The organism is Streptomyces sp. HmicA12 (genome assembly GCF_000373565.1).
Classification (GTDB): Bacteria; Actinomycetota; Actinomycetes; order Streptomycetales; family Streptomycetaceae; genus Streptomyces.
The window spans coordinates 353,533-376,260 of record NZ_KB891831.1 but is presented as its reverse complement, the minus strand read 5'-3'; the positions used below and the strand labels follow the sequence as shown (position 1 = coordinate 376,260).

The window sequence follows — 22,728 nt, the reverse complement described above, 5'->3', positions numbered from 1 at the left end:
GTGAGACGATGCCGCCGCCACCTGCGAAGACCGTGTTCGTGCTCGACACGGCGAAACGGCCGACCGGGTGGGGTGCCCGGCCGGCCGTTCGCCGTGTGCGGTGGTGCGCGGCGACGTGGTGCGGATCAGACCGCCGCGCGCTGATCCTTGCGCTGCTTGACGTATCCGGCCAGGGCGAGCGCGCCGACCAGGATCGCGGAGACGTACAGCTGGTCGCGGCCGCCGTCGGTGGTGGCCATGGCCACGAACACGCCGACGATCGCGACGAGCGCCACCCAGGTCAGGTACGGGAAGCCCCACATCCGCACGGTCAGCAGCTCGGGCGCCTCGCGCTCCAGGCGCCGGCGCATCCTCAACTGCGTGACGCAGATGAAGATCCAGCCGACCAGGACGGCGACACCGGTGGTGTTCATCAGCCAGGTGAAGACGGTGTCCGGCCACCAGATCCCGGCGAAGACGGCGAAGAAGCCGAAGGCGCAGGAGGAGAGGACCGCGGCCATCGGCACGCCGCGCGTCACCTTGCCGATGAAGCGCGGGCCGAGGCCCCGGCTCACCAGGGAGTACGCCATGCGGGACGAGCCGTAGATGTTGGCGTTCATCGCGGACAGCAGGGCGACCAGGATGACGACCTGCATGATCGTGCCCGCGGCCGGGATGCCGAGCCGGTCCAGGACGGTGACGTACGGGCCGTCGGCGACCACGGACGCGTCGTTCCACGGGACGAGGACGACGACCAGGGCCATGGAGCCGACGTAGAAGAGGCCGATGCGCCAGACGGCGGTGCGCACGGCGCGGGCCACGTTCTCGCGGGGCTTGTCCGACTCGGCGGCCGCGATGGTGACGGTCTCCAGACCGCCGTACGCGAACACGGCCGTCAGCAGACCCGCGATGAGCCCGGCGGTGCCGGTCGGGAAGAAGCCGCCGTCGCCGGTGAGGTTCGAGGTGCCGGGAGCGTCGCCGAAGACACCGCAGATGCCGAGCACGCCGAGCACCAGGAAGGCGCAGATCGCGGTGACCTTCAGGGCGGAGAAGACGAACTCGAACTCGCCGAAGTTGCGCACGGCGAGGAGGTTGCTGGCGCAGAAGAACACCATGAAGACGGCGACCCAGCCGTACGCGGGCAGGAACGGCACCCAGCCGTGCATGATCTGCCCGGCCGCCGTCGCCTCCGCGGCCACGCCGCAGCAGAGCATCGTCCAGTACGTCCAGCCCGAGGTGGCCCCGGCCCAGGCGCCGAGCTCCTTCTCCGCGTGCACCGAGAACGACCCGGTCGCGGGGCGGGCGGCCGACATCTCGCCGAGCATCCGCATGATCAGCATGACGACGGCGCCGGCGGCGGCGAAGAGCAGCACGATGGCGGGGCCCGCGGCCGCGATGCCCGCGCCGGATCCGACGAAGAGACCGGCGCCGATGACGCCACCGAGGGCGATCATCGAGAGATGGCGCTGCTTGAGGCCGTGCGTGAGGCCGGTGCCGGCCTCCGGCGCGGGGGCCTCCGTGGTGTCCGCCGGCCGGTCGGCGACGGGTGTGGGGGTGCTGGTCAAGGTGGTGCCTGTTCTGCGCGTTCCGGACCGGAGCGGTCCGTGATGTGAGACAAGGGCCGCCCAGTATGCGGGCACTGTCCGATGATCAAAGTTGAGTGTTCGTTATTCGGACGCACCGATCACGCGGTGTACCGAGGTGATCCCGCGGCGGAACGATCGGGGCCGGAAATGGTCAACAATTTCGTCGACACCCTTGTGGTGGGGGAGCGGCCGGAGCTACGTTCCTTCGCCGTAACACCCCTGACAGGCCGCGCAGTTGCAGATCGGAGACCGAGCATGCCCACGCTCCTCAGATGGTGCCGGCGCAGAACAACCCCGCTTCTGGCGTCCCTCGCCGCCGTGTTCGCGCTCGTCGCGGGCTCGACCCTGGCGCTCGCCGACCCGGCGTCCGGCGGCGCTGCCGCCGGTATCGCGCCGGCCATGGCCTGCTCCGGTGTCACCGGCCTCGACCTGGCCGCGGCGGCGCCCGGCGCGCCCTTCGAGATCAGCTCGGCCAAGGAGGTCGCCGCCGATGCCAACTCCCTCGGCGACTGGGCGTACTGCGACGTCCAGGGCGTGATCGCGCCGCAGATCCACTTCCAGCTGAGGCTGCCGCAGACCGGCTGGCAGGCCGACTATCTGCAACTCGGCTGCGGCGGGCTGTGCGGCAGCGTGAACACCGGCAGCGCCCCCGCGTCCAACGGCTGCGTGCCGCTGACCGACGGCGCCTTCGCGGTCGCCTCCAGCGACGAGGGGCACTCCCAGGGCGGCGGTCTGTTCTCCACGGACCCGACCCTGCGCGCCGACTTCGGCTACAAGTCCGACCACCAGCTCGCCCTCGCCGCGAAGGCCGTCATCGCGCGGTACTACGGACGCGCCCCGGCCCACTCCTACTTCGACGGCTGCTCGCAGGGCGGCCACCAGGCGCTCACCGAGGCCCAGCGCTATCCGGACGACTTCGACGGCATCGTCGCGGGCGCCCCGGCGAACAACTTCACGGCGCTCAACACCTTCTCGCACGCCTGGACCGCGCAGTCGGTCTTCCTGAACGGCGGCCCCGCCACCCTCACCACCGCCGACCTCGCACCGCTCCACAAGGCCGTCCTCGAAGGCTGTGACGCGCCCGCCGACGGCATCATCACGGACCCGCTGAAGTGCACCTGGGACCCGGCGTCCATCCGGTGCCGGGCCGGGCAGACGTCCACGGCGTCCGCCTACTGCCTGACCGCCGACCAGGTCACCACCCTGCGCCGCATCTACGCGGGCCCGACCGACGAGCACGGCCGACTGCTCTACCCCGGCTACCAACTGCGCGGCTCCGAGCTGAACTGGCCCGGCGTCATCGTCCCGACCACCGCCACCGGCACGACCGGCGACATGAACTTCGTCAAGGAGACGATCCGCTACCAGATCTTCGACAGCCCGCAGCCGACCGCGACGTACAAGGACATCGAGTTCACGGCGGCCTACTACAAGAAGGTCATGCGGCTCGGCGAGGGCATGTACGACGCCACCGACCCGGATCTGAGGGCCTTCAAGAAGGCCGGCGGCAAGCTCATCCTCTGGCACGGTCTGGGCGACCAGCACATCCCGGCCGTCGGCACCATGGCGTACTACAAGGCGGTGCAGAAGGAGATGGGCGGCGCCTCGGCCACCAGTGATTTCGCCCGGCTGTTCCTGCTGCCCGGCGTCGCCCACTGCGGCGGCGGCCAGGGCCCGGACTCCTTCGACGCGCTGAGCGCGATCACCGCCTGGGTGACGAAGGGGAAGGCCCCGCAGAGCCTGCTCACCACGTCCGAGGACAAGGACGGGAACGTCACCGCCTCGCGCCCCGCGTACGCGTTCCCCTACGTCGCGCAGAACACCACGGGCGGCCCGGCCGACGACCCGTCCAGCTACACCCCGGTCCGGTCCACGGCCGAGGCGGGCCTGACGCTCGACCGGCTCGGCTCCTTCCGCTCCGGGTACGAGACGGAAGGCAACTGGGTCGGCGGCAAGTGGGTGGTGAGCAGAGCCAAGATGTGACGCGCGGCGCCCGCGCGCACCGGAAGTCCGCGGCGTCCGCGCGCCCCGGACCTCCGGTGCGCGCGGACCGTCGACTGGACCCGCGGTCCCGCGCACCGGTAAGACAGGCGCAGGAGCGGGCTCGCCGGTCTCAAGGAGGACACATGGATGTCACCGTCGTCACCGACCACTACGACCTCGGGCGGCACACGCGGCCCGTGACCACGTCCTCCACCGCGGCGCAGACCTGGTTCGACCGGGGCCTGAACTGGACGTACGCCTTCAACCACGAGGAAGCGGTGCGCTGCTTCGAGGCAGCGGCCGCGGCCGACCCCCGGTGCGCCATGGCGGAGTGGGGCGTGGCCTACGCCCTCGGCCCCAACTACAACAAGCCCTGGGAGTTCTTCGACGAGCGGGAACTGGCGCAGACCGTGGAGCGCACGCACGCCGCGGTGCAGCGGGCCCTCGCCAAAGCCGATGAGAGTGACGTCGGTCCGGTGGAGCGGGAGTTGATCGATGCCCTGCGCGCCCGCTACCCGCAGGCCGGCGCCGCGTCCGCCGACGACTGCGCGGTGTGGAACGCCGCGTACGCCGACCGCATGCGCGACGTCCACCGGCTCGCCCCCGACGACCTCGACGTGGCCGCCCTGTACGCCGACGCGCTGATGAACCTCACCCCCTGGCAACTGTGGGACATCCACGCGGGCAGGCCCGCGCAGGGCGCGCGCACCGTCGAGGCCAAGGACGTCATCGAACGGGCGATGGCGACGGAGGCGGGCGCCCACCACCCGGGACTGCTGCACTCCTACATCCACCTCATGGAGATGTCCCCGACGCCGGAGCAGGCGCTCGCGGCCGGTGACCGGCTGCGGGACCTGGTGCCCGACGCGGGACACCTCCAGCACATGCCCTCGCACCTCGAAGTGCTGTGCGGCGACTACCGGCGCGTGCTCGTCGACAACACCCGCGCCGTCGAGGCCGACGAGAAGTACCGTGCCAGGGCGGGGGAGTTGAACTTCTACACCCTCTACCGGTGCCACAACATCCACTTCAAGATCTACGGAGCGATGTTCCTCGGCCGGTACCAGGACGCGATGGACGCGGTGCGGCAGCTCGAAGAGGCCGTGCCCGAGGAGCTGTTGCGTGTTCCGAGCCCGCCCATGGCGGACTGGCTCGAAGGGTTCGTCGCGATGCGGGTGCACGCCCTGGTCCGCTTCGGCCGCTGGTCCGACCTGCTCGCCCTGCCCCTGCCCGGCGACCCCAAGCTGCACTGCGTCACGACCGCCATGCTGCACTACGCGCGGGGCCTCGCCCACGCGGCCGGCGGTCACCTCGACGAGGCGGAGACGGAGCGCGAGCTCTTCCGTGCGGCGGTCGGCCGGGTCCCCGAGACCCGCATGCTGTTCAACAACACCTGCGTCGACCTGCTCGCGATCGCCGCGGAGATGCTCGACGGCGAACTGGCGTACCGCAAGGGGGACTTCGACGAGGCGTTCGCGGCGCTGCGCCGCTCCGTCGAGAAGGACGACACGCTGCCCTACGACGAACCGTGGGGCTGGATGCAGCCGACCCGGCACGCGCTCGGCGCGCTCCTGCTCGAACAGGGCCGGGTCGCGGAGGCCGAGGCCGTCTACCGCGCCGACCTGGGGCTCGACGACACCCTCCCGCGCGCCCAGCAGCACCCGGGCAACGTCTGGGCGCTGCACGGATTCCACGAGTGCCTGGTGCGGCTCGGCCGGGACGGCGAAGCACGCATCGTGGCCCAGCAGTTGAAGATCGCCACGGCCTTGGCGGACGTACCGATCCAGGCGTCGTGCTTCTGCCGCCTGGAGGCCGTGACCGCGCCCGGCTGCTGCTCGGGCCAGGACGGGCCGACCGACTGACCGGCCGAGCGAGCGACGGACCGGCCGGGTGGCCGACAGGCCGACGTCAGGCGGTCACCTTCGCGACGAACGCGGCGACGTTCGCCACGGTGCGCTCGATCTTCTCCTCCAGCGTGAGCGTCTCGTGCATCCGTGCACCCGCGCCCGCGTCCTTCTTGCCGCGCACATACAGCGAGCAGGCGAGATCCACGCACATGTAGGCGCCCACCGAGTCCCCCTGCTTCCCGGCCTTGCCCGCCTTCGGCGCCACCAGGAGCGAGACGCCACCGGTGTGCGTCGTCACGCAGAGCGAGCACATGCTGCGCCGCGTCTGCCAGGAAGCGGCCGACTGCGCGCCGCGCAGGGCGACGCCCCGGAAGCGGCCGTCGATCTCCGCGACCAGATAGGCGCGGTCGGGCGCCTGCGGGTCGCGCCAGCCGAAGAAGTCGAGGTCCTCCCACGGCTGCTCGGCCAGATCGCGCGGAACGGACAGGCGCTTCGCTTCGCCCTTGCTGCAGTTCACGAAGGCGCTACGGATGTCTGTCTCGGTCAATGGCTTCATACACATGAGGCTAAGTTGCCTAAAGGTTTTAGGCAAATGCATAATGGCCATGGTCGAACGGAAGGATGGTTATGGTGCGCGTGGGGCTCAACACTGAACGCCTGGCACAGGCCGGTGCGGAGCTGGCCGACGAGGTCGGCTTCGAGCAGGTGACCGTGTCGGCGCTCGCCCGGCGGTTCGACGTCAAGGTCGCGAGCCTGTACTCCCACGTGAAGAACTCGCACGACCTCAAGACCCGGATCGCGCAGATCGCCCTCCAGGAGATGGCCGACCGGGCCGCCGACGCGCTCGCGGGCCGGTCGGGCAAGGACGCCCTGACCGCGCTGGCGAACGTGTACCGGGACTACGCCCGCGAGCACCCGGGCCGGTACGCCGCCGCCCAGTTCCGCCTCGACCCCGAGACCGCCGCCGCCAGCGCAGGTGTGCGGCACTCGCAGATGACCCGGGCACTGCTGCGCGGCTACGACCTCACCGAGCCCGACCAGACCCACGCGGTCCGGTTGCTCGGCAGCGTCTTCCACGGCTACGTGAGCCTGGAGATGGGCGGCGGCTTCAGTCACAGCGCCCCCGACTCCGACGTGACGTGGGAGCGCACCCTGGACGCCCTCGACGCGCTGCTGCGTGCCTGGCCGGAGGAGAAAAAGTGACCACCCCCTTGATGACGGCCGACCTCACCGCCGAGCTGCTGCGCGGCGCCCTCGACGTCGAGCGCACCCCGGCCGGCCTGCTCCCGCACCGGCTGCCCGCACGGGCGCGAGCCCAGAACACCGACGGCCAGCTCGCCATGGCCGAGTCCCAGCCCGCGGGCGTCCGCGTCGCCTTCCGCACCCGGGCCACCACCGTCGAACTGGACACCCTGCCGACGAAGCGCGTCTACGTGGGCGCCCCGCCACGCCCCGAGGGCCTGTACGACCTGGTCGTCGACGGCCGTCTCGCCGGGCAGGGCAGCGTGCACGGCGGCCACACGCTCACCATCGACATGAGCGCCGGAACCTTCGAGCACACCCCGGGCGCGCCCGGCACCGTCCGCTTCACCGGCCTGTCCGACGCCATGAAGGACGTCGAGATCTGGCTCCCGCACAACGAGACGACCGAGCTGGTCGCCCTGCGTACCGACGCCCCCGTCGAGCCCGCCCGCGCCGTGCGCCGCCCGGTCTGGCTGCACCACGGCAGCTCCATCAGCCACGGCTCCGACGCCGCGAGCCCGACCACCACCTGGCCCGCACTCGCCGCGTCCCTCGGCGGCGTCGAGCTGATCAACCTGGGATTCGGCGGCGGCGCGCTCCTCGACCCCTTCACGGCCCGCGCCATGCGCGACACCCCCGCCGACATCGTCAGCGTCAAGATCGGCATCAACGTCGTGAACTACGACCTGATGCGGATGCGCGCCTTCACCCCCGCCGTGCACGGCTTCCTGGACACGATCCGCGACGGCCACCCGACGGCGCCCCTCCTGGTCGTCTCACCCCTCCTCTGCCCGGTCCACGAGGACACCCCGGGCCCGGGCGCCGCCGACTTCCGCGGGGCGGACAGCGGGCGGATCACGTTCAAGGCGACCGGCGACCCCGCGGAGGTCGCCCAGGGGAAGCTCACCCTGCGCACCATCCGCGACGAACTGGCCCGGATCGTGAAGCAGCGCGCGGCCGACGACCCGCACCTGCACCACCTGGACGGACGCGAGCTCTACGGCGAGGCCGACTACGCCGAGCTGCCGCTGCCCGACGAGATCCACCCCGACGCGGCCACCCACCGGCGCATCGGCGAGCGCTTCGCCGACCTGGGGCTCGGCGCTCTGATCAAGGGGGTTAGCATATGAGCGCCATCTAGCTCGAAAGAGATGATCGTGACTGTCAACGACGACTCGTTCACCAATTGGAAGCACCGCGAGGAGACCGCGGAGGCGATGATCCCGATCATCGGGAAGCTGCACCGCGAGCGGGACGTGAACGTCCTTCTGCACAGCCGCTCCTTGGTGAACAAGTCGGTGGTCAGCATTCTCAAGACCCACCGATTCGCCCGGCAGATAGCCGGCGCAGAGCTCTCGGTCACCGAGACGATGCCGTTCCTGCGGGCGCTCGCCGCCCTCGACCTCGGCCCCTCGCAGATCGACCTCGGCATGCTCGCCGCGACGTACAAGAGCGACGAACGCGGCCTGAGCGTCGAGGAGTTCACCGCCGAGGCGGTCGCCGGGGCCATCGGCACCGGCTCCGTCGAGCCGGGCGCCGGCCGCGACGTCGTCCTCTACGGCTTCGGCCGCATCGGCCGCCTCGTCGCCCGCCTGCTCATCGAGAAGGCGGGGTCCGGGAACGGCCTGCGCCTGCGCGCCGTGGTCGTGCGCGGCGGCGGCGAGGCCGACCTGGTGAAGCGGGCGTCACTGCTGCGCCGCGACTCCATCCACGGCCCGTTCCAGGGCACGATCACCGTCGACGAGGCGAACAGCACCATCGTCGCCAACGGCAACGCGATCAAGGTCATCTACGCGAACGACCCGTCCGAGATCGACTACACCGCGTACGGCATCCGCGACGCGATCCTCATCGACAACACCGGCAAGTGGCGCGACCGCGAGGGCCTCTCCGAGCACCTGCGGCCCGGCATCGACAAGGTCGTCCTCACCGCGCCCGGCAAGGGCGACGTGCCGAACATCGTGCACGGCGTCAACCACGACACGATCAAGCCGGACGAGCGGATCCTGTCCTGCGCCTCCTGCACCACCAACGCCATCGTGCCGCCGCTGAAGGCGATGGCCGACGAGTACGGGGTGCTGCGCGGGCACGTCGAGACCGTCCACTCGTTCACCAACGACCAGAACCTGCTGGACAATTACCACAAGGCCGACCGCCGCGGCCGCTCCGCGCCGCTCAACATGGTCATCACCGAGACCGGCGCCGCCTCCGCCGTCGCGAAGGCGCTGCCCGACCTCAAGGCACCCATCACCGGCAGCTCCATCCGGGTGCCCGTGCCGGACGTCTCGATCGCCATCCTCAGCCTGCGCCTGGGCCGCGAGACGAGCCGCGAGGACGTCCTGGAGTACCTGCGCGACGTGTCGCTGACCTCGCCGCTCAAGCGGCAGATCGACTTCACCGACTCGCCCGACGCGGTCTCCAGCGACTTCATCGGCTCGCGCCACGCCTCGATCGTCGACGCCGGCGCCACCAAGGTCGACGGCGACAACGCGATCCTCTACCTCTGGTACGACAACGAGTTCGGCTACTCGTGCCAGGTGATCCGCGTCGTCCAGCACGTCTCCGGGGTGGAGTACCCGACGTTCCCGGCGCCGGTTCCGGCCGTCTGACCGGGAACACGCGTGTGAAGGTCCGAGGCCGTCTGTGAGGGCGGCCTCGGCTCTTTGTGCGGGCCGCCGAAGGGCAGCCGTCGTCGCGGGGCCGCCGTCAGTGACGCGTCAGGGCCGCCGCCCCGGCCGTCAACATGGCGTCATGGGTGGGCGGTCGGAGGGTGTGGCCGGGCAGAGCGTTCGTAGCGTTCCGGAGACGGAACCGAACGAACCACCTGAATCACCTGAACCACGGGAACCACCGGGACCACCGGCCCCCCCGACGCCTCCAGGAGGCACCCCATGGCAGACCACATCTGCGGCGACGACCCCGAGCCCTGTGAACCCGGCCCGGCCGGATGCCGGGGATCGCTCTACGTCCCCGTCCGGCCGGGACCCGCCGGATGTGCCGCCCTGCTGCTGCGCACCCCGCTCGGCGGCCGCACCGCCGTCGGCTTCACCAGCGCCCAGCGGCTCACCGCGACCCTGGGCCGCGAACAGGGCTGGATCAGGCTCGCCGAACCCGCCCTGCGCTCCCTCACCGAGCCCCTCGGCGTGACGGCCGTCGCCGTCGACCCCTCGATCCGCCCCCTGGCGGTGGCCCGATGACGACACTGCACCCCGTCGCGCCCGTCACCGGCGAACTGTCCGTGTGGCCCGCCTCCGCCGCCCCGCTGCCCGACGGCGACCTGGCCGTCGGCGGAGTCCCGCTCGCCGAGATCGCCGACCGGTTCCGCACCCCCGCGTACGTCCTCGACGAGGACGAGGTCCGCGAACGCTGCCGCAGGTACCGCGACGCCTTCCCCGAGGCCCAAGTCCTCTACGCGGCCAAGGCGTTCCTGTGCCGCGCGATGCTCCACTGGGTCGAGGAGGAGGGCCTCGGCCTCGACGTCTGCTCCGCCGGCGAACTCGAACTCGCCGTCACCGCGGGATTCCCCGCCGACCGGATCGTGCTGCACGGCAACGCCAAGACACCCCAGGACATCGAGGCCGCCCTGCGCCTCGGCGTCGGCCGCGTCGTCATCGACAGCCCCTCCGAGATCGCCCGGCTCGCCGCCGCCGTGGGTTCGGACGGACACCAGAAGGTCATGGTCCGCGTCGTGCCCGGCATCAGCGCGGGCGGCCACGACAAGATCCGTACCGGTACCGACGACCAGAAGTTCGGGCTCTCCCTCACCGACGGGTACGCGCAGCACGCCATCGCCCGCATCCTGGACCAGCCACAGCTCGAACTCACCGGCCTGCACTGCCACTTGGGCTCCCAGATCACGACGGTCAAGCCCTATCTCGCCGCCGTCCGCCGCATGGTCGGCCTCATGGCCCGTATCCGCGACGCGCACGGCGTGACGCTGCCCGAACTCGACATGGGCGGCGGCCACGGCATCGCCTACCGGCCCGGCGACACCGCGCTCGACGTCACCGGACTCGCCCGCAGGATGCGCGCCGAACTCACCGAGAGCTGCGCCGCCGCGCACCTGCCCGTGCCCCGCCTCCTCATCGAACCGGGCCGGGCCGTCGCCGGGCCCGCCGGAGTCGCCCTGTACCGCGTCCTCACCGTCAAACACTCCGGCGACCACGTGTACGCGGCCGTCGACGGCGGCATGAGCGACAACCCGCGCCCCGCCCTGTACGGAGTCCGCTACGCCCCACGCCTGGCGGGCCGCGCCTCCGCCGCCCCGCCGCGCCCGGTGACGGTGGTGGGCCGCCACTGCGAGGCGGGCGACGTGCTGGCCCAGGACGTCCCCCTCCCGGGCGACCTCAGGGCCGGCGACCTCCTGGCGGTCCCGGTGGCGGGCGCGTACCACCTGTCGATGGCGTCCGGCTACAACCTGGTGGGCCGCCCGCCGGTGGTGGCGGTGCGGCGCGGCACGGCGCGGTTGCTGGTCCGCCGCGAATCCCTCCAGGACCTGTACAGCCGGGATGTCGGCATGTGACCCCAGGCGCAAATCCCCCGCACCGGCGAGGCAGGCGACAAACCGGCACCCCATACTGACCGGGCCCCGCGCATGAACCTGCCCCGCACCCACGCCCCCTACGTCGTCGACGGCACCCTGGCCGCCCTGGTCCTCTTCGCCGTCTCCCTCCGGCTGCTCGTCCCGGGCCCGCCGCGAGGCGACACGGTGCGCACGCTATGAGTGCACTGTGAGAATCCTCAACTACCTGCCCCTTATGGGCATTGACCCTCTAGGGTGCGGGCTCTACGTTCCCGCTGAGCATCAGGCATCAGTTGGGGATGGCTGAGCATCCGGGGGGACACATGCGCTGTACTCACCGCACGTTCACCGCACTGGCCGCCGTGGTCCTGCTCGCCGCCACGGCGGCCTGCGGCTCCGACTCGGACTCCGACAACCCCAAGTCCCCGGCTGCCGGCGGCACCGGGACCACCACGATCAAGGTCGGCGTCATCCCCATCGTCGACGTCGCCCCGCTCTACCTCGGACAGCGGCGGGGCTTCTACAAGGAGCGGGGCCTGAAGCTGGAGATGACCACCGCGCAGGGTGGCGCCGCCATCGTGCCCGGAGTGGTCAGCGGCCAGTTCCAGTTCGGCTTCTCCAACTCCACGTCCCTGATGATCGCGCAGTCGACGGGCGTCCCCGTCAAGGTGGTGGCCAACGGTGTCGCGTCCACGGGCGAACAGGGCGCCGACTTCGGCGCCGTCGTCGTCAAGAAGGGCAGCTCCCTCAAGTCCGCCAAGGACCTCGAGGGCAAGAAGGTCGCCGTCAACACCCTCAAGAACATCAACGAACTCACCGTGCGGGAATCCGTCCGCAAGGACGGCGGCGACCCCGACAAGGTGACGTTCGTGGAACTCGCCTTCGACCAGATGCCGGCCGCCCTCACCAAGGGCCAGATCGACGCCGCCCAGGTCGTGGAACCCGCCCTCGCCACGGTGAAGGCCCAGGGCGGCACCGAGATCGCCTCCAACCTCGTGGACCCCGCACCGAACCTGACCGTCGCCATGTACTTCGCGTCCACCCAGTACCTGCAGCAACACCCGGACATCGTCAAGAAGTTCCAGGCCGCCACGGCAGAGTCCCTGAAGTACGCGAGCAGCCACCCCGACGAGGTCCGCGAGATCCTCACCACGTACACGAAGATCCCCCGGGGGACCCTCGACAAAATGGTGCTGCCCGACTGGCCGGCCGACCCGAACCGCGCCTCGCTCGACGTCCTCGCCGAACTGGGCCAGAAGGACGGCCTGTTCAAGAAGTCCCCGGACCTGAACGCACTCCTCCCGTGAAGGTTCCCGTGCGGACGGCGATCCCCGGGGCGATCGGCCTGCTGGTCTGCGCGGCACTGTGGGAGGCCGTGCCGCGCCTCGGCCTGGTGGAGTCCGACTACCTCCCGCCGTTCACGACGACGCTGCGCGCGCTGGGCGACGAACTCGCGGACGGGGCCTTCTGGTCGGCCCTCGGCGACACCCTGACCGGCTGGGCCCTCGGGCTGGCCCTGGCCACGGCGGGCGGTGTGCTGGCGGGCCTCCTGATCGCCACGGTCCCGTACCTGCGTGAACTCACCACGTCCACCGTCGAGTTCCTCCGCCCCATCCCGTCCGTCGCCCTCATCCCGCTGGCGATCCTGCTGTTCGGCACGGAACTGCGGTCGGTGCTCCTGCTCGTGGTCTACGCATCCTTCTGGCAGGTCCTCGTCCAGGTCCTGTACGGGGTGCAGGACGTCGACCCGGTCGCCGAGGACACCGCCCGCTCCTTCGGCCTCGGCCCCTGGGCCCGCGTCCGGCACGTGGTCTGGCCGACCGCGCTCCCGTACGTCATGACGGGCGTCCGCCTCGCGGCCGCGGTCGCCCTCATCCTCACCATCACCGTCGAACTGGTCATCGGGGCACCGGGGTTGGGCCACGAGATCAACGTCGCCCAGTCCTCCCAGGCCGTCCCCGACATGTACGCCCTGATCCTCGTCGCGGGCTGCCTGGGCGTGGCCATCAACGTGGCCGCGCGGATCGTCGAACGCCGCGCACTGTCCTGGCACCAGTCGGTACGTTCCGAGGTGCCGGCATGAGACGCCCCAGCCCGCGGCGGATGCTGCGCGCCACGCTCTTCGCGCTCGCGCTGCCCTGCGTCCTCGTCGCGGTGTGGTGGCTGGCGTCCGACCAGAGCACCAGCTTCTACGCGCCGCCCCTGCGCACGATCCTCTCCCGCTTCGACGACACCTGGACACCGGACCGGCTGCGCGACGACGTGCTGCCGAGCGTGGCGCGGCTGGTCGCGGGGTACGCCGTCGCGGGCGTCGTCGGAGTGACGGTCGGCGTCTTCATCGGCACGTCCCGACGGGCCCGCGCCTTCAGCGAACCGGCCCTGGAGTTCCTCCGGGCGATCCCGCCCCCGGTCCTGGTCCCCGTCATCATGCTCTTCGCGGGCATCGGCGACACGATGAAGATCGCGGTGATCGCGTCGGGCTGCGTGTGGCCGGTGCTCCTGAACACGGCGACAGGAGTGCGCTCCGTCGACCAGGTGGCATCCGAGACGGCCCGCTCCTACGGAGTGACGGGCCGGGCCCGGCTGCGCCACCTGGTCCTCCCGGCGGCGAGCCCGCAGATCTTCGCGGGCCTGCGCCAGGCGCTGTCCATCGGCGTCATCCTCATGGTCATCAGCGAGATGTACGCCTCCAGTAGCGGCCTGGGCTTCGCGATCGTGCAGTTCCAACGCTCGTTCGCCGTACCGGAGATGTGGACGGGCATCCTGGTCCTGGGCCTGCTGGGCTTCGCCCTGTCGGTGCTCTTCCGGATCGTCGAACGACGCGCCCTCGGCTGGTACCACGGATCGCGCGGCGCGCGACGGAAAGCGGGTGGCGGGAGTGCTTGAGGTCAAGGGCCTGCGCAAGGTCTACGAAGGTTCGGGCAGGCAGGTCGAGGCACTGCGGGACCTCACCTTCCGGGTCGGGGCCGGGGAGCTGGTGTGCGTCGTCGGCCCGTCGGGATGCGGCAAGACGACACTCCTGAAGTGCGTCGCGGGCCTGCTGCGCCCCACAGACGGATCGGTGTCGCTGGCCGGAGTCCCGGTGACGGGCCCGCGCCCCGGCCTCGCGGTCGTCTTCCAGGAGTACGGCCGGAGCCTGTTTCCCTGGAAGCGGGTGACGGAGAACGTCGAACTCCCGCTGCGCCAACGGGGAATGAGCAAGCCGGAGCGCCGCGCCCGGGTGTCCGACGCGCTGGAGGCCGTCGGGCTCGGGGACGTAGGACGGGCGTACCCCTGGGAACTCTCGGGCGGCATGCAACAGCGGGTCGCGATCGCGCGGGCGCTGGCCTACGAGCCCGAGGTACTGCTGATGGACGAGCCGTTCGCGGCGGTGGACGCGCAGACCCGGGCCGATCTGGAGGATCTGGTGCGGGGGCTGTGGCGGGAGCGCGGGATGACGGTGCTGTTCGTGACGCACGACATCGACGAGGCGGTGTATCTGGGGGAGCGGGTGCTGGTGTTGTGTTCTTCGCCGACGATGGTGCGGGAGGAAGTGTCTGTCGAACTCCCCCTGGAACGGGATCAGTTGACCACGCGGGCGGATGCGAGGTTCACCGGGTTGCGGAGTCGGGTGCTGGAGTTGATCCGGGGTGACGGGCGGAGTGAGGATCAGGGGGTGTCGAAGAGCTCGGGATAGTGGCGTTGGAGAATTCTGTGCAGGCGGTTCCCCAAGCCGCTGGGTGGCGTGTGCGAGGCGAGGTAGTCCGAGAGCCGCTGGCCCAACGCGGTGAACTCGTTCACGGACGCGGCAGGGAGGCGGTGCTGGTCACGCCGGTAGGCGGTGAGGAGGAGATCCAGCAACGCGGCCGAATCCGACGACATGGGTATCAGGTTGAGGCCGCGTAGCAACCGGTCGTAGCGGACGACGAGCTCGGCGTCCGACCACTGGTCGGGATCGTCGAGGGTCAGACTCAGCAGCTCGTGCGCGACAGAAGCGGCGGGCTTGCCCTCCTCGGGCAGGAAGGTGGTCAGTGTGAGTCCGAGATTGCGGAACACCGGATCCATCGCGTGCCGCACGATCCCCTCGGGCGTCGGGCCGGCCAGGGACATCTTGTGCCAGATGTCCGGCCAGTACGTCCGCTGCCAGTGTTCGCCGCCGTGTCCCTCGGGATAGCCGAACAGCCAGTTCGCGTCGATGGGCTGCGGATCGTTCGGAGGCCCCGCATCCCGCAGGATGATCTCCAGCGCTCGGTGCCCGTCATCACCCCAGTGCCGCCGCGTCGTGAAGGTCAGGGCGAAGTCCGTCCACTGCTCTTCGTCCATCGCGGAACGCCACAGCAGACAGTGCCGGTTCCACAGGTGCACGGGTTCGTCCGCGTCGGGGAAGACCTCGGCCACCGTGGTCCGGCCGAGCAGAACCACGATCATGAGAACGAGATTCGCCCCGTAGAGGCCGTGCCGTGAGGCGGTGCGCAGATCGGAGGGCCGGTACTGGACATGCCGCTCCGTGGTCCGGGTCCGGTGCGCGCGCAGCGCCTTGATCAGCTGTCGGGCCAGCCGGTCCCGCTCGGCCGCGGGCCGCTGCCCGGCGAGTTCACGCGCGAACCGGAGCATCTGCCGGGACGACAACGGCGCGTACGACAGCAGGGAGTACACCAGGTCGTCGTCGATGCGGCTCGCGCCGAGGGAGAGGGACGGGCGCGGCGCCAGCAGATCGGTGAGCAGCCGCAGCGCGAGCCGCACCACCAGATACTCGCTGAACGTCGCGTGCAGGAACTCGTACGTGGACAGGACCTGGCCGCCGCGGACGGACTGGGCCCGCTGAACGAAGAAGAACCGGCCGAGCGCGACGTCGGCCGCTCCGAGCGGCGCGCGGAAACCGGCGGACTCGACCGCCCGCTTGCCGAGCAGCGCCGTCAGGTCCTCGTCGAGCTCGGCCGCCGACACCCACTGGCGGTTCCGGTTGACCAGGGCGAAGGCGACGAGGGAGAGGCGTTGCAGTTCCTGCTCGACGCGCTGCGCGGTCTCGTCGTCCGGCACCGCGTCCCGGGTCGCCTTGCGCACTTCGCGGCGCGCGAACGACGACAGCAGTTCCTCGTACAACTCGGTGACGTCGAGCGTGCCGCCGTCCCGGTTCAGCCGGCCCTCGGTCGCGTCGTAGAGGGCGAGCATGGTCAACAGAAGCGGCTGGGAGGCCAGTTCGGCGTGCCGGGTCACCGCCTCCCAGGTGAGGGGGCGCAGGGTGTGGGCGTTCGCCTCGTTCCAGATGGCCAGCCACCGCTGGATCTGCTCGGGGCGGAACGGTTCGAGACGCAGGGCGACCATCCCTTGCGGATAGCGTGCCCGGTCGGCGACGGAGGTGCGGCTCGTCACCAGAGCCACCACCGGCCGGCCCTGTTCGGCCTCGCGCTGCTGGAAGCGGGCCACCCTGATCAGGAAGTCGGTGTGGTGGACGCCGGTGGTCTGCAGCAGTTCGTCGAACCCGTCGAGCAGGAGGACGGGAACGGCGCCACGCGCCGAGCGAACCAGCTCGGGCCATGTCGTGCGCTCACCCGTGGCCGCGCGGATCGCCTGCTCGATCTGGTCCTGCAACTCGTCCTCGGCGCGGACGTCGCGCAACGGCACCCGCACGGGCAGGAACCCGGCGTCCGGCAACCGCGCGGCCAGCACCCGGGTCAGGACGGACTTGCCCGCGCCCGGCTGGCCGAGGACCAACAGCGGGGCCGCGGTGACCCCGGGATTCGTGAGCGCGCCCGCGAGGTAACGGGTCAGGTCGTGGCGCACGTCGTGCCGGTCCCACCACGACTCGTCGGCGGGGCCGGTCTGTCCGGACGGTTCGGCGATGCGGAAGTCCGGGTCCAGGTAGAGGTCGCGGAGGGTGGGGACGCGGATGCCCTCGGGTGCGGTGGACGCGTCGAGAACCAGCTGGTCGAGGACGGCCTCGTGGTGACGGGCCAGCGCCGCGGCGATGTCGACGGGCGACGCGAACCCGTGCGCGGTGGCGGCCAGCAGAGTGTCGATCCCGTCGAGTGCGCGGCGCACTTCGACGCGGGTGGCCTGATGGTCGTTCTGTGCCACCCAGAAGGCGAACTCCGGTACCTGTACGGCCAGTTGAAGGAAGAGGGACCGGTACCGGTTGACTGCGGCGACGTCGAGCGTGAACAGGCTGCCCGCGGCGGTCCGCTGCTGCGTCACGGTCAGGCGTTCCCACAGGGCGAGACCTTCGATGAACGTCAGCATCCGGCCCGCGTACGCGTCGAACCACTCCAGGAGGCTCTCGCCCAGGCTTTCCGGCGGCATGTGGGGCGACGGGAAGGGCAGGTCCGCCGTGAACAGCGGGAACCGGTTCGGGCCCGACGCGCCACCCACGAGTGCCAGCTGTTCCTCTCGTGTCAGCTCCAACTCCGACAAGGAGAAAGGCAGTTCGAGTTCCTCCAGGACCTCGAACCATGCCACGATCACGATCACCGCATGCGCCGCCCGCACCACCTCGCCGCGCTCGGTACGGCTCCCGGCCCGCCCGAGGCGTGCCCCGACGCCCCGCACCGCGTCCCGGCCGAGCCCCAGGATGCGGCCCCGCTCGCTCACCATCCCGACCACGGTTCCGCTCACCCCGCCGGTGGCCAGATTCAGGGCGCCACCCAACGCCCGGTCCACCGCGGCGACCCGCGCGGACTCGACCCCCAGCAGCGCCAACGCATCAGCGAACGACAACAGCCTCCGCGACCCCACCGCATCCCCCGTCTCCCCGTACTACGCAGCACCTTACGAGGACGGCACCGCGGCCATGACGTCTTCCGGCAATGCCGGAATGCTGTGCGTACCCAACCTGTTTACGCTCCGTGCGCCCCCATGGCTTACGGTGTGGCGCGTGGACAGTCAAGGTGAGCGCGCGCTAGGGCTGCGCCTGACCGGGGCCGCGGCCCTCGCCGCCGTATCGGCGGCGGCCGGTTCATGGGCGTACGCCCGGACCGGCGCGTCCGCGTCCGGCCTGGTGCGCGACCTCGCGGTCGGCGGTGCCTATGTGGTCGCGGGGACCGTGGCCTGGAAGCGCAGGCCCGCCAACCACACCGGCCGTCTGATGGTCGCCGAGGGCATCACCTGGTTCTTCGGCAATCTGCAGGGCACCAGCGTGCCCGCGCTGTTCGCCTTCGGCGCCTGGTGGGAAGCGCTGAACATGGCGGTGCTGCTGCACCTCGTGCTCTCGTTCCCCGAAGGGCGCCTCACCACGGTCCTCACCCGCCGCCTCGTGCAGTTCACGTACGGGCTCGTGGCCGTCGGCGGCCTGATCCGCACGCTTCTCTTCGATCCGGCCACCGACACCGGCGCGACCTACCTGGACTGCCGCGCCTGCGGCCCGAACCTCTTCTCGGTCCCCGGCTGGCACCGGTTCTTCGACACCTTCGACGCGGCGTACCACGCGGTGGGCTGGGTGATCTCCGTCGTGGCCGCGTACGCCGTCGTGCAGCGCTGGCGGCACGCGTCCGCGGCCCGGCGCCGCGCGCTGCTGCCCGCATGGTTCGGCATCGGCACCGCCGTCGCCTTCCTGATGTGGGACATGCTCTTCTACGTCGTCCCGTGGTTCGGCGGCGTCGGCTCCCTCGGCGAGCAGGCCGTGTACCTGATGTCCGACCTCGCCCAGGTCGCCGTCCCGTTCGCCTTCCTCGCCGGTCTGCTGCGCATGCACCTGCAGCGCGCCGAGGTCAGCGGTCTGGTGATCGACGTCGGCACCGACCCCGACCCCTCGCGCGTCCGCGAGGCCCTCGTCCGCGTACTCGGCGACGCGACACTGCGGCTCGGCCTGTGGCGCGAGGAACGGCGCGCGTACGTCGACGGTTCCGGCCGCGAGGTCGCCGTCGACGGTCCCGGACGCACCCCGGTGCGCGCCGCCGACGGCCGGCCGCTCGCCCTGCTGCACCACGACCCGGCCCTCGCCGACGACCCCGAACTCCTCGACTCCGTCGCCGCCGCACTCCGCCTCGCCCTGGAGAACGTGTGGCTGCGCACCCGCGCCAAGGACGTCGCCAGCCGCATCGTCCAGGCCGCCGACGCCGAACGCGGCCGGCTGGAGCGCGACCTGCACGACGGCGCGCAGGCCCGCCTCGTCTTCGCCCTCATGTCGGTGCGGCGGGTACGGCGCGGCCTCGCCGACCACCCCGACGAGACGCTGCGCGCGGCCGCCGACGAGGCCGAGTCGAGCCTGCGCCTGGCCATCGAGGAGTTGCGCGGCATCGCCCAGGGCATCCATCCCGCCGTCCTCACCCGTGAGGGGCTCGCGCCCGCGCTCAACGCGCTCGCGAAGGAAGCCGCCATGCCGGTCGTCGTCGCGGCCGATCCGCGCCGCTACGACCCCCTCGTCGAGACCACCGCCTACTTCACGGTCTGCGAGGCCCTCTCCAACGCGGCCAAGCACGCCAAGGCCCGCGCGGTCAGCGTCTCCGCCCGGCACGAGGGCGGGCGTCTCGTCGTCGAGACCGTCGACGACGGCGTCGGGGGAGTCGACGCCGCGCGCGGCACGGGCCTGCGCGGCCTCGCCGACCGGCTCGCCGCCGTCGACGGCGTCCTCCACATAGACAGTCCCACCGGCGGCGGGACCAGGATCAGGGCGGAGCTTCCGTGCGGGTGATCGTGGCCGAGGACTCGGCACTGCTCCGGCAGGGGATCGTGCGGCTCCTCACCGACGAGGGCATCGAGGTGGCCGCGGACTGCGGCGACACCGCGCCGCTGCTCGCGCTCGTCGCCGAGCACACCCCCGACGCCGTTCTCCTCGACATCCGGATGCCGCCCACGCACACCGACGAGGGCCTGGTCGCGGCGGCCGCCATCCGCTCCGCCCACCCCGGCACCGGAGTCCTGCTGCTCTCCCAGTACGTGGAGACCACCTCGACCGTGCGAGCACTCGCCGAGGAGCCGGAAGGCTTCGGCTATCTGCTCAAGGAGCGGGTCGCCGACATCGACGAACTGGGCGGCGCCCTCAAGCGGGTCGCGGCGGGGGAGACGGTCCTCGACCCGCTCGTGGTGGCCCGCCTCATCGACGCGCCACGCGCCTCTGGGCCGCTCGACAAACTCACCGGGCGCGAGCGTGACGTCCTGGCCCTGATGGCCGAGGGCCGCTCGAACGAGGCCATCGCGCAGAAGCTGGTCATCGGTGGGAAGACGGTCGAGACCCACGTCCGGAACATCTTCACCAAGCTGCGCCTGGAACCCGACCTGCTGGAGCACCGCCGGGTGATGGCCGTTCTCACCTACCTGCAGGGCTGACCGCTCCCGCTCTCCCCGCGCGGGGAGCTTCGTGCAAGAGATTCCGGCTTTCCGCTCCGGAGACGACGCCCGTTCCCCCGTTCCCCCGTGGTCCCCCGTGCGTCGTCCGCGGAGCGGTGCCGGACCTCCACAGTAGGCAGCCCGGAAGCGCGGGACATCAGGGCCAGCCCTGAGATGTGGAATCCCCCTTGCCTCTTTGATCACGGCATACCCCTTTTTGATCACCCAGAGATACTTCACAGCTGCCGCGACGCGGGTCTATAGTCCAAAACTAGCAGTGCTAATTAAGTGCCGTTCCAGCCGTTCACTGGAGTTGACCGTGCGCCCCGTTCACTTCGCCGCCGCCCGCCGCACCCCGATCGGGAAGCTGCGCGGCGCGCTCTCCTCCGTGCGCCCCGACGACCTCGCGGCCGCGGTCGTCAAGGGCCTCGTCGCCGACGCGCCCGCGCTCGACCCGGCCCGCATCGACGACATCTACTGGGGCGCCGCGAACCAGGCGGGCGAGGACAACCGCAACGTGGCCCGCATGGCCGCCCTCCTCGCGGGCCTGCCCGAGACCGTCCCCGGCGCGACCGTGAACCGCCTGTGCGCCTCCGGAATGGAAGCCGTCACCAGCGCCGCCCGCGCCATCGCCTCCGGCGAGGCCGACGTCGTCCTGGCCGGCGGTTCCGAGTCCATGAGCCGCGCCCCGTTCGTGCTGCCGCGCCCCGACGACGCGCTGCCGCACAAGATGGAGACCTACGACACCCGGCTCGGCTGGCGCATCGTCAACCCGAGGATGAAGGACCTGCACGGCGTCCTCGCGATGGGGGAGACCGCCGAAGAGGTCGCCGACCGGTTCGGCATCTCGCGCGAGCGCCAGGACGCGTTCGCCCTGCGCAGCCACCAGAAGGCCGCCGCCGCCCGCAAGGACGGCCTGTTCGACGCCGAGATCCTCCCCGTGACCCGGCCCGACGGCGTGGTCGTCGACGCCGACGAGTGCATCCGCCCCGACACGTCGCTGGAGAAGCTCGGCGCCCTCAAGCCCGTGTTCCGCAAGGGTGGCTCGGTGACGGCGGGCAACGCATCGCCGATGAACGACGGCGCGGCCGGCCTGCTCCTGGTCAGCGAGGAGGCCCTGGAGGAGTTCGGCCTCGTCTCCCTCGGCCGCTACGTCGCCGGCGCCTCGGCCGGCGTCCACCCGGACGTCATGGGCATCGGCCCGGTCCCCGCCACGCAGAAGGCGCTCGGCCGCGTCGGCTGGTCCATCGGCGACATCGAGGAGGCCGAGTTCAACGAGGCGTTCGCCGCCCAGGCCCTCGCCTGTGTCGACGGCCTCGGCATCGACCCCGAGGTGGTCAACCCGACCGGCGGCGCCATCGCCATCGGTCATCCGCTCGGCTGCTCCGGCGCCCGCATCCTCACCACGCTCCTGCACCGCCTGCGCCGCACCGGCGCGACCCGCGGCCTCGCCACCATGTGTGTCGGCGTCGGCCAGGGAAGCGCGGTGCTGGTCGAGCGCGCCTGAACCCGCCCCTCCCGTACGACACTTCAGAGCTTAAGGACACAGATGAGCAGGTTCAACGGCCGCGTCGCCGTCGTCACCGGAGCCGCCCAGGGCATCGGCGCCGCCACCGCCCAGCGGCTCGCCGAGGAAGGCGCGGCCGTCGCCGTCGTCGACCTCACCGCCGAGCGCGCGCAGGCCACCGTCGACGCCATAGAAGCCAAGGGCGGCACCGCCCGCGCCTACGGCTGCGACGTCACCGACCAGGACGCCGTCGAGGCCGCCTTCGCCCGGATCGACGAGGACCTGGGCGCGCTCCACATCCTCGTCAACAACGCGGGCATCACCCGCGACGGCATGTTCTTCAAGATGCCGAAGACGGACTGGGACGCGGTCATCAACGTCAACCTCAACTCCGTCTACACCTGCTCGCAGGCCGCCCAGAAGTACATGTCGCGGCAGAAGTACGGAAAGATCGTCTCGCTGTCGTCGCGGTCCGCCCTCGGCAACCGCGGCCAGGCCAACTACGCCGCCGCGAAGGCCGGCATCCAGGGCTTCACCGCGACCCTCGCCATCGAGCTGGGCCGCTTCAACATCAACGTCAACGCCGTGGCCCCCGGCTACATCGCCACCGCGATGACCGCGGCCACCGCCGAGCGCGTCGGCTCCAACGCCGAGGAGCACCAGAAGCTCGCCGCCGAGCGCACCCCGCTCGGCCGCGTCGGGCAGCCCGAGGACGTCGCGGCCGTCGTCGCGTTCCTCGCCAGCGACGACGCCTCGTACGTCAGCGGCCAGACGCTGTACGTCAACGGCGGCGCCCGCTAGGCCGGTTCACGACCCACGACC

General features: G+C 71.2%; 19 protein-coding genes. 16 read left to right on the top strand and 3 right to left on the bottom strand.

The window, feature by feature from the left end:
- Nucleotides 1-125: 125 nt before the first annotated feature.
- Complete coding sequence (locus B072_RS0131880; RefSeq protein WP_018534028.1) at nt 126-1,544, bottom strand: amino acid permease; 1,419 nt, start codon at nt 1,542-1,544, stop codon at nt 126-128.
- A gap of 276 nt (nt 1,545-1,820) precedes the next feature.
- Here B072_RS0131880 and B072_RS0131875 point away from each other — a divergent pair, with 276 nt between their 5' ends.
- Nucleotides 1,821-3,548 (top strand): tannase/feruloyl esterase family alpha/beta hydrolase, encoded by a 1,728-nt coding sequence (locus tag B072_RS0131875; protein WP_018534027.1) that lies wholly within the window; start codon nt 1,821-1,823, stop codon nt 3,546-3,548.
- 143 nt (nt 3,549-3,691) lie between these two features.
- Complete coding sequence (locus B072_RS0131870; protein ID WP_018534026.1) at nt 3,692-5,410, top strand: tetratricopeptide repeat protein; 1,719 nt, start codon at nt 3,692-3,694, stop codon at nt 5,408-5,410.
- Nucleotides 5,411-5,456: 46 nt separating this feature from the next.
- Here B072_RS0131870 and B072_RS0131865 read toward each other — a convergent pair whose 3' ends face one another.
- Nucleotides 5,457-5,951 (bottom strand): FBP domain-containing protein, encoded by a 495-nt coding sequence (locus B072_RS0131865; RefSeq protein ID WP_026246511.1) that lies wholly within the window; start codon nt 5,949-5,951, stop codon nt 5,457-5,459.
- Nucleotides 5,952-6,022: 71 nt separating this feature from the next.
- Between B072_RS0131865 and B072_RS0131860 the strand changes: the two genes are divergently transcribed.
- From B072_RS0131860 to B072_RS0131815, 10 genes are all read left to right on the top strand, one after another.
- Nucleotides 6,023-6,598, top strand: a complete 576-nt coding sequence (locus B072_RS0131860; protein ID WP_018534024.1) for a TetR/AcrR family transcriptional regulator — start codon at nt 6,023-6,025, stop codon at nt 6,596-6,598.
- Between the two features lie 11 nt (nt 6,599-6,609).
- Nucleotides 6,610-7,767, top strand: coding sequence for a GDSL-type esterase/lipase family protein (locus B072_RS0131855; protein ID WP_043245172.1), 1,158 nt, complete (start codon nt 6,610-6,612; stop codon nt 7,765-7,767).
- Nucleotides 7,768-7,794: 27 nt separating this feature from the next.
- Nucleotides 7,795-9,246 (top strand): glyceraldehyde-3-phosphate dehydrogenase, encoded by a 1,452-nt coding sequence (locus tag B072_RS0131850; RefSeq protein ID WP_026246510.1) that lies wholly within the window; start codon nt 7,795-7,797, stop codon nt 9,244-9,246.
- A 282-nt stretch (nt 9,247-9,528) separates the two neighbouring features.
- Complete coding sequence (locus tag B072_RS0131845) at nt 9,529-9,834, top strand: SAV_915 family protein (RefSeq protein ID WP_018534021.1); 306 nt, start codon at nt 9,529-9,531, stop codon at nt 9,832-9,834.
- Complete coding sequence (lysA, locus tag B072_RS0131840; RefSeq protein WP_018534020.1) at nt 9,831-11,159, top strand: diaminopimelate decarboxylase; 1,329 nt, start codon at nt 9,831-9,833, stop codon at nt 11,157-11,159. Before B072_RS0131845 ends, lysA begins: the two co-directional genes overlap by 4 nt.
- 72 nt (nt 11,160-11,231) lie before the next feature.
- Nucleotides 11,232-11,360: a hypothetical protein gene (locus tag B072_RS49690; protein ID WP_018534019.1), complete on the top strand. Its 129-nt coding sequence runs from the start codon at nt 11,232-11,234 to the stop codon at nt 11,358-11,360.
- A gap of 122 nt (nt 11,361-11,482) precedes the next feature.
- Nucleotides 11,483-12,466 (top strand): ABC transporter substrate-binding protein, encoded by a 984-nt coding sequence (locus B072_RS0131830; RefSeq protein WP_018534018.1) that lies wholly within the window; start codon nt 11,483-11,485, stop codon nt 12,464-12,466.
- Entirely contained in the window at nt 12,463-13,242 is a 780-nt protein-coding gene (locus tag B072_RS0131825; protein ID WP_018534017.1) for an ABC transporter permease, read from the top strand. Before B072_RS0131830 ends, B072_RS0131825 begins: the two co-directional genes overlap by 4 nt.
- On the top strand, nt 13,239-14,045 hold the full coding sequence (locus B072_RS0131820; protein WP_043245058.1) for an ABC transporter permease: 807 nt from the start codon (nt 13,239-13,241) through the stop codon (nt 14,043-14,045). The genes B072_RS0131825 and B072_RS0131820 overlap by 4 nt, the downstream gene beginning before the upstream one ends.
- Nucleotides 14,029-14,835 (top strand): ABC transporter ATP-binding protein, encoded by an 807-nt coding sequence (locus B072_RS0131815; RefSeq protein WP_018534015.1) that lies wholly within the window; start codon nt 14,029-14,031, stop codon nt 14,833-14,835. The genes B072_RS0131820 and B072_RS0131815 overlap by 17 nt, the downstream gene beginning before the upstream one ends.
- On the opposite strand, the gene B072_RS44570 is transcribed toward B072_RS0131815, so the two are convergent.
- The gene (locus B072_RS44570; RefSeq protein ID WP_158689268.1) at nt 14,808-17,852 is read right to left on the bottom strand and encodes an NACHT domain-containing protein; all 3,045 of its coding nucleotides are present in this window, start codon (nt 17,850-17,852) and stop codon (nt 14,808-14,810) included. The genes B072_RS0131815 and B072_RS44570 overlap by 28 nt on opposite strands.
- A 157-nt stretch (nt 17,853-18,009) precedes the next feature.
- On the opposite strand from B072_RS44570, the gene B072_RS0131805 reads away from it, so the two are divergent.
- From B072_RS0131805 to fabG, 4 genes are all read left to right on the top strand, one after another.
- A complete protein-coding gene (locus tag B072_RS0131805; RefSeq protein WP_018534014.1) occupies nt 18,010-19,764 on the top strand; it encodes a sensor histidine kinase in 1,755 nt (584 codons plus the stop codon).
- Nucleotides 19,755-20,399 (top strand): LuxR C-terminal-related transcriptional regulator, encoded by a 645-nt coding sequence (locus B072_RS0131800; protein WP_018534013.1) that lies wholly within the window; start codon nt 19,755-19,757, stop codon nt 20,397-20,399. The genes B072_RS0131805 and B072_RS0131800 overlap by 10 nt, the downstream gene beginning before the upstream one ends.
- 319 nt (nt 20,400-20,718) lie before the next feature.
- On the top strand, nt 20,719-21,906 hold the full coding sequence (locus B072_RS0131795) for a thiolase family protein (RefSeq protein ID WP_018534012.1): 1,188 nt from the start codon (nt 20,719-20,721) through the stop codon (nt 21,904-21,906).
- Nucleotides 21,907-21,948: 42 nt separating this feature from the next.
- On the top strand, nt 21,949-22,707 hold the full coding sequence (gene fabG, locus B072_RS0131790; protein ID WP_018534011.1) for a 3-oxoacyl-ACP reductase FabG: 759 nt from the start codon (nt 21,949-21,951) through the stop codon (nt 22,705-22,707).
- Nucleotides 22,708-22,728 lie beyond the last annotated feature (21 nt).

Excerpts from the sequence above, each read along its gene's own strand:
- B072_RS0131875 (WP_018534027.1), top strand. The coding sequence starts at position 1,821 with ATGCCCACGCTCCTCAGATGGTGCCGGCGCAGAACAACCCCGCTTCTG.
- B072_RS0131870 (WP_018534026.1), top strand. The coding sequence starts at position 3,692 with ATGGATGTCACCGTCGTCACCGACCACTACGACCTCGGGCGGCACACG.
- B072_RS0131865 (WP_026246511.1), bottom strand. The coding sequence starts at position 5,951 with ATGAAGCCATTGACCGAGACAGACATCCGTAGCGCCTTCGTGAACTGC.
- B072_RS0131860 (WP_018534024.1), top strand. The coding sequence starts at position 6,023 with ATGGTGCGCGTGGGGCTCAACACTGAACGCCTGGCACAGGCCGGTGCG.
- B072_RS0131855 (WP_043245172.1), top strand. The coding sequence starts at position 6,610 with ATGACGGCCGACCTCACCGCCGAGCTGCTGCGCGGCGCCCTCGACGTC.
- B072_RS0131845 (WP_018534021.1), top strand. The coding sequence starts at position 9,529 with ATGGCAGACCACATCTGCGGCGACGACCCCGAGCCCTGTGAACCCGGC.
- lysA (WP_018534020.1), top strand. The coding sequence starts at position 9,831 with ATGACGACACTGCACCCCGTCGCGCCCGTCACCGGCGAACTGTCCGTG.
- B072_RS49690 (WP_018534019.1), top strand. The coding sequence starts at position 11,232 with ATGAACCTGCCCCGCACCCACGCCCCCTACGTCGTCGACGGCACCCTG.
- B072_RS0131830 (WP_018534018.1), top strand. The coding sequence starts at position 11,483 with ATGCGCTGTACTCACCGCACGTTCACCGCACTGGCCGCCGTGGTCCTG.
- B072_RS0131820 (WP_043245058.1), top strand. The coding sequence starts at position 13,239 with ATGAGACGCCCCAGCCCGCGGCGGATGCTGCGCGCCACGCTCTTCGCG.
- fabG (WP_018534011.1), top strand. The coding sequence starts at position 21,949 with ATGAGCAGGTTCAACGGCCGCGTCGCCGTCGTCACCGGAGCCGCCCAG.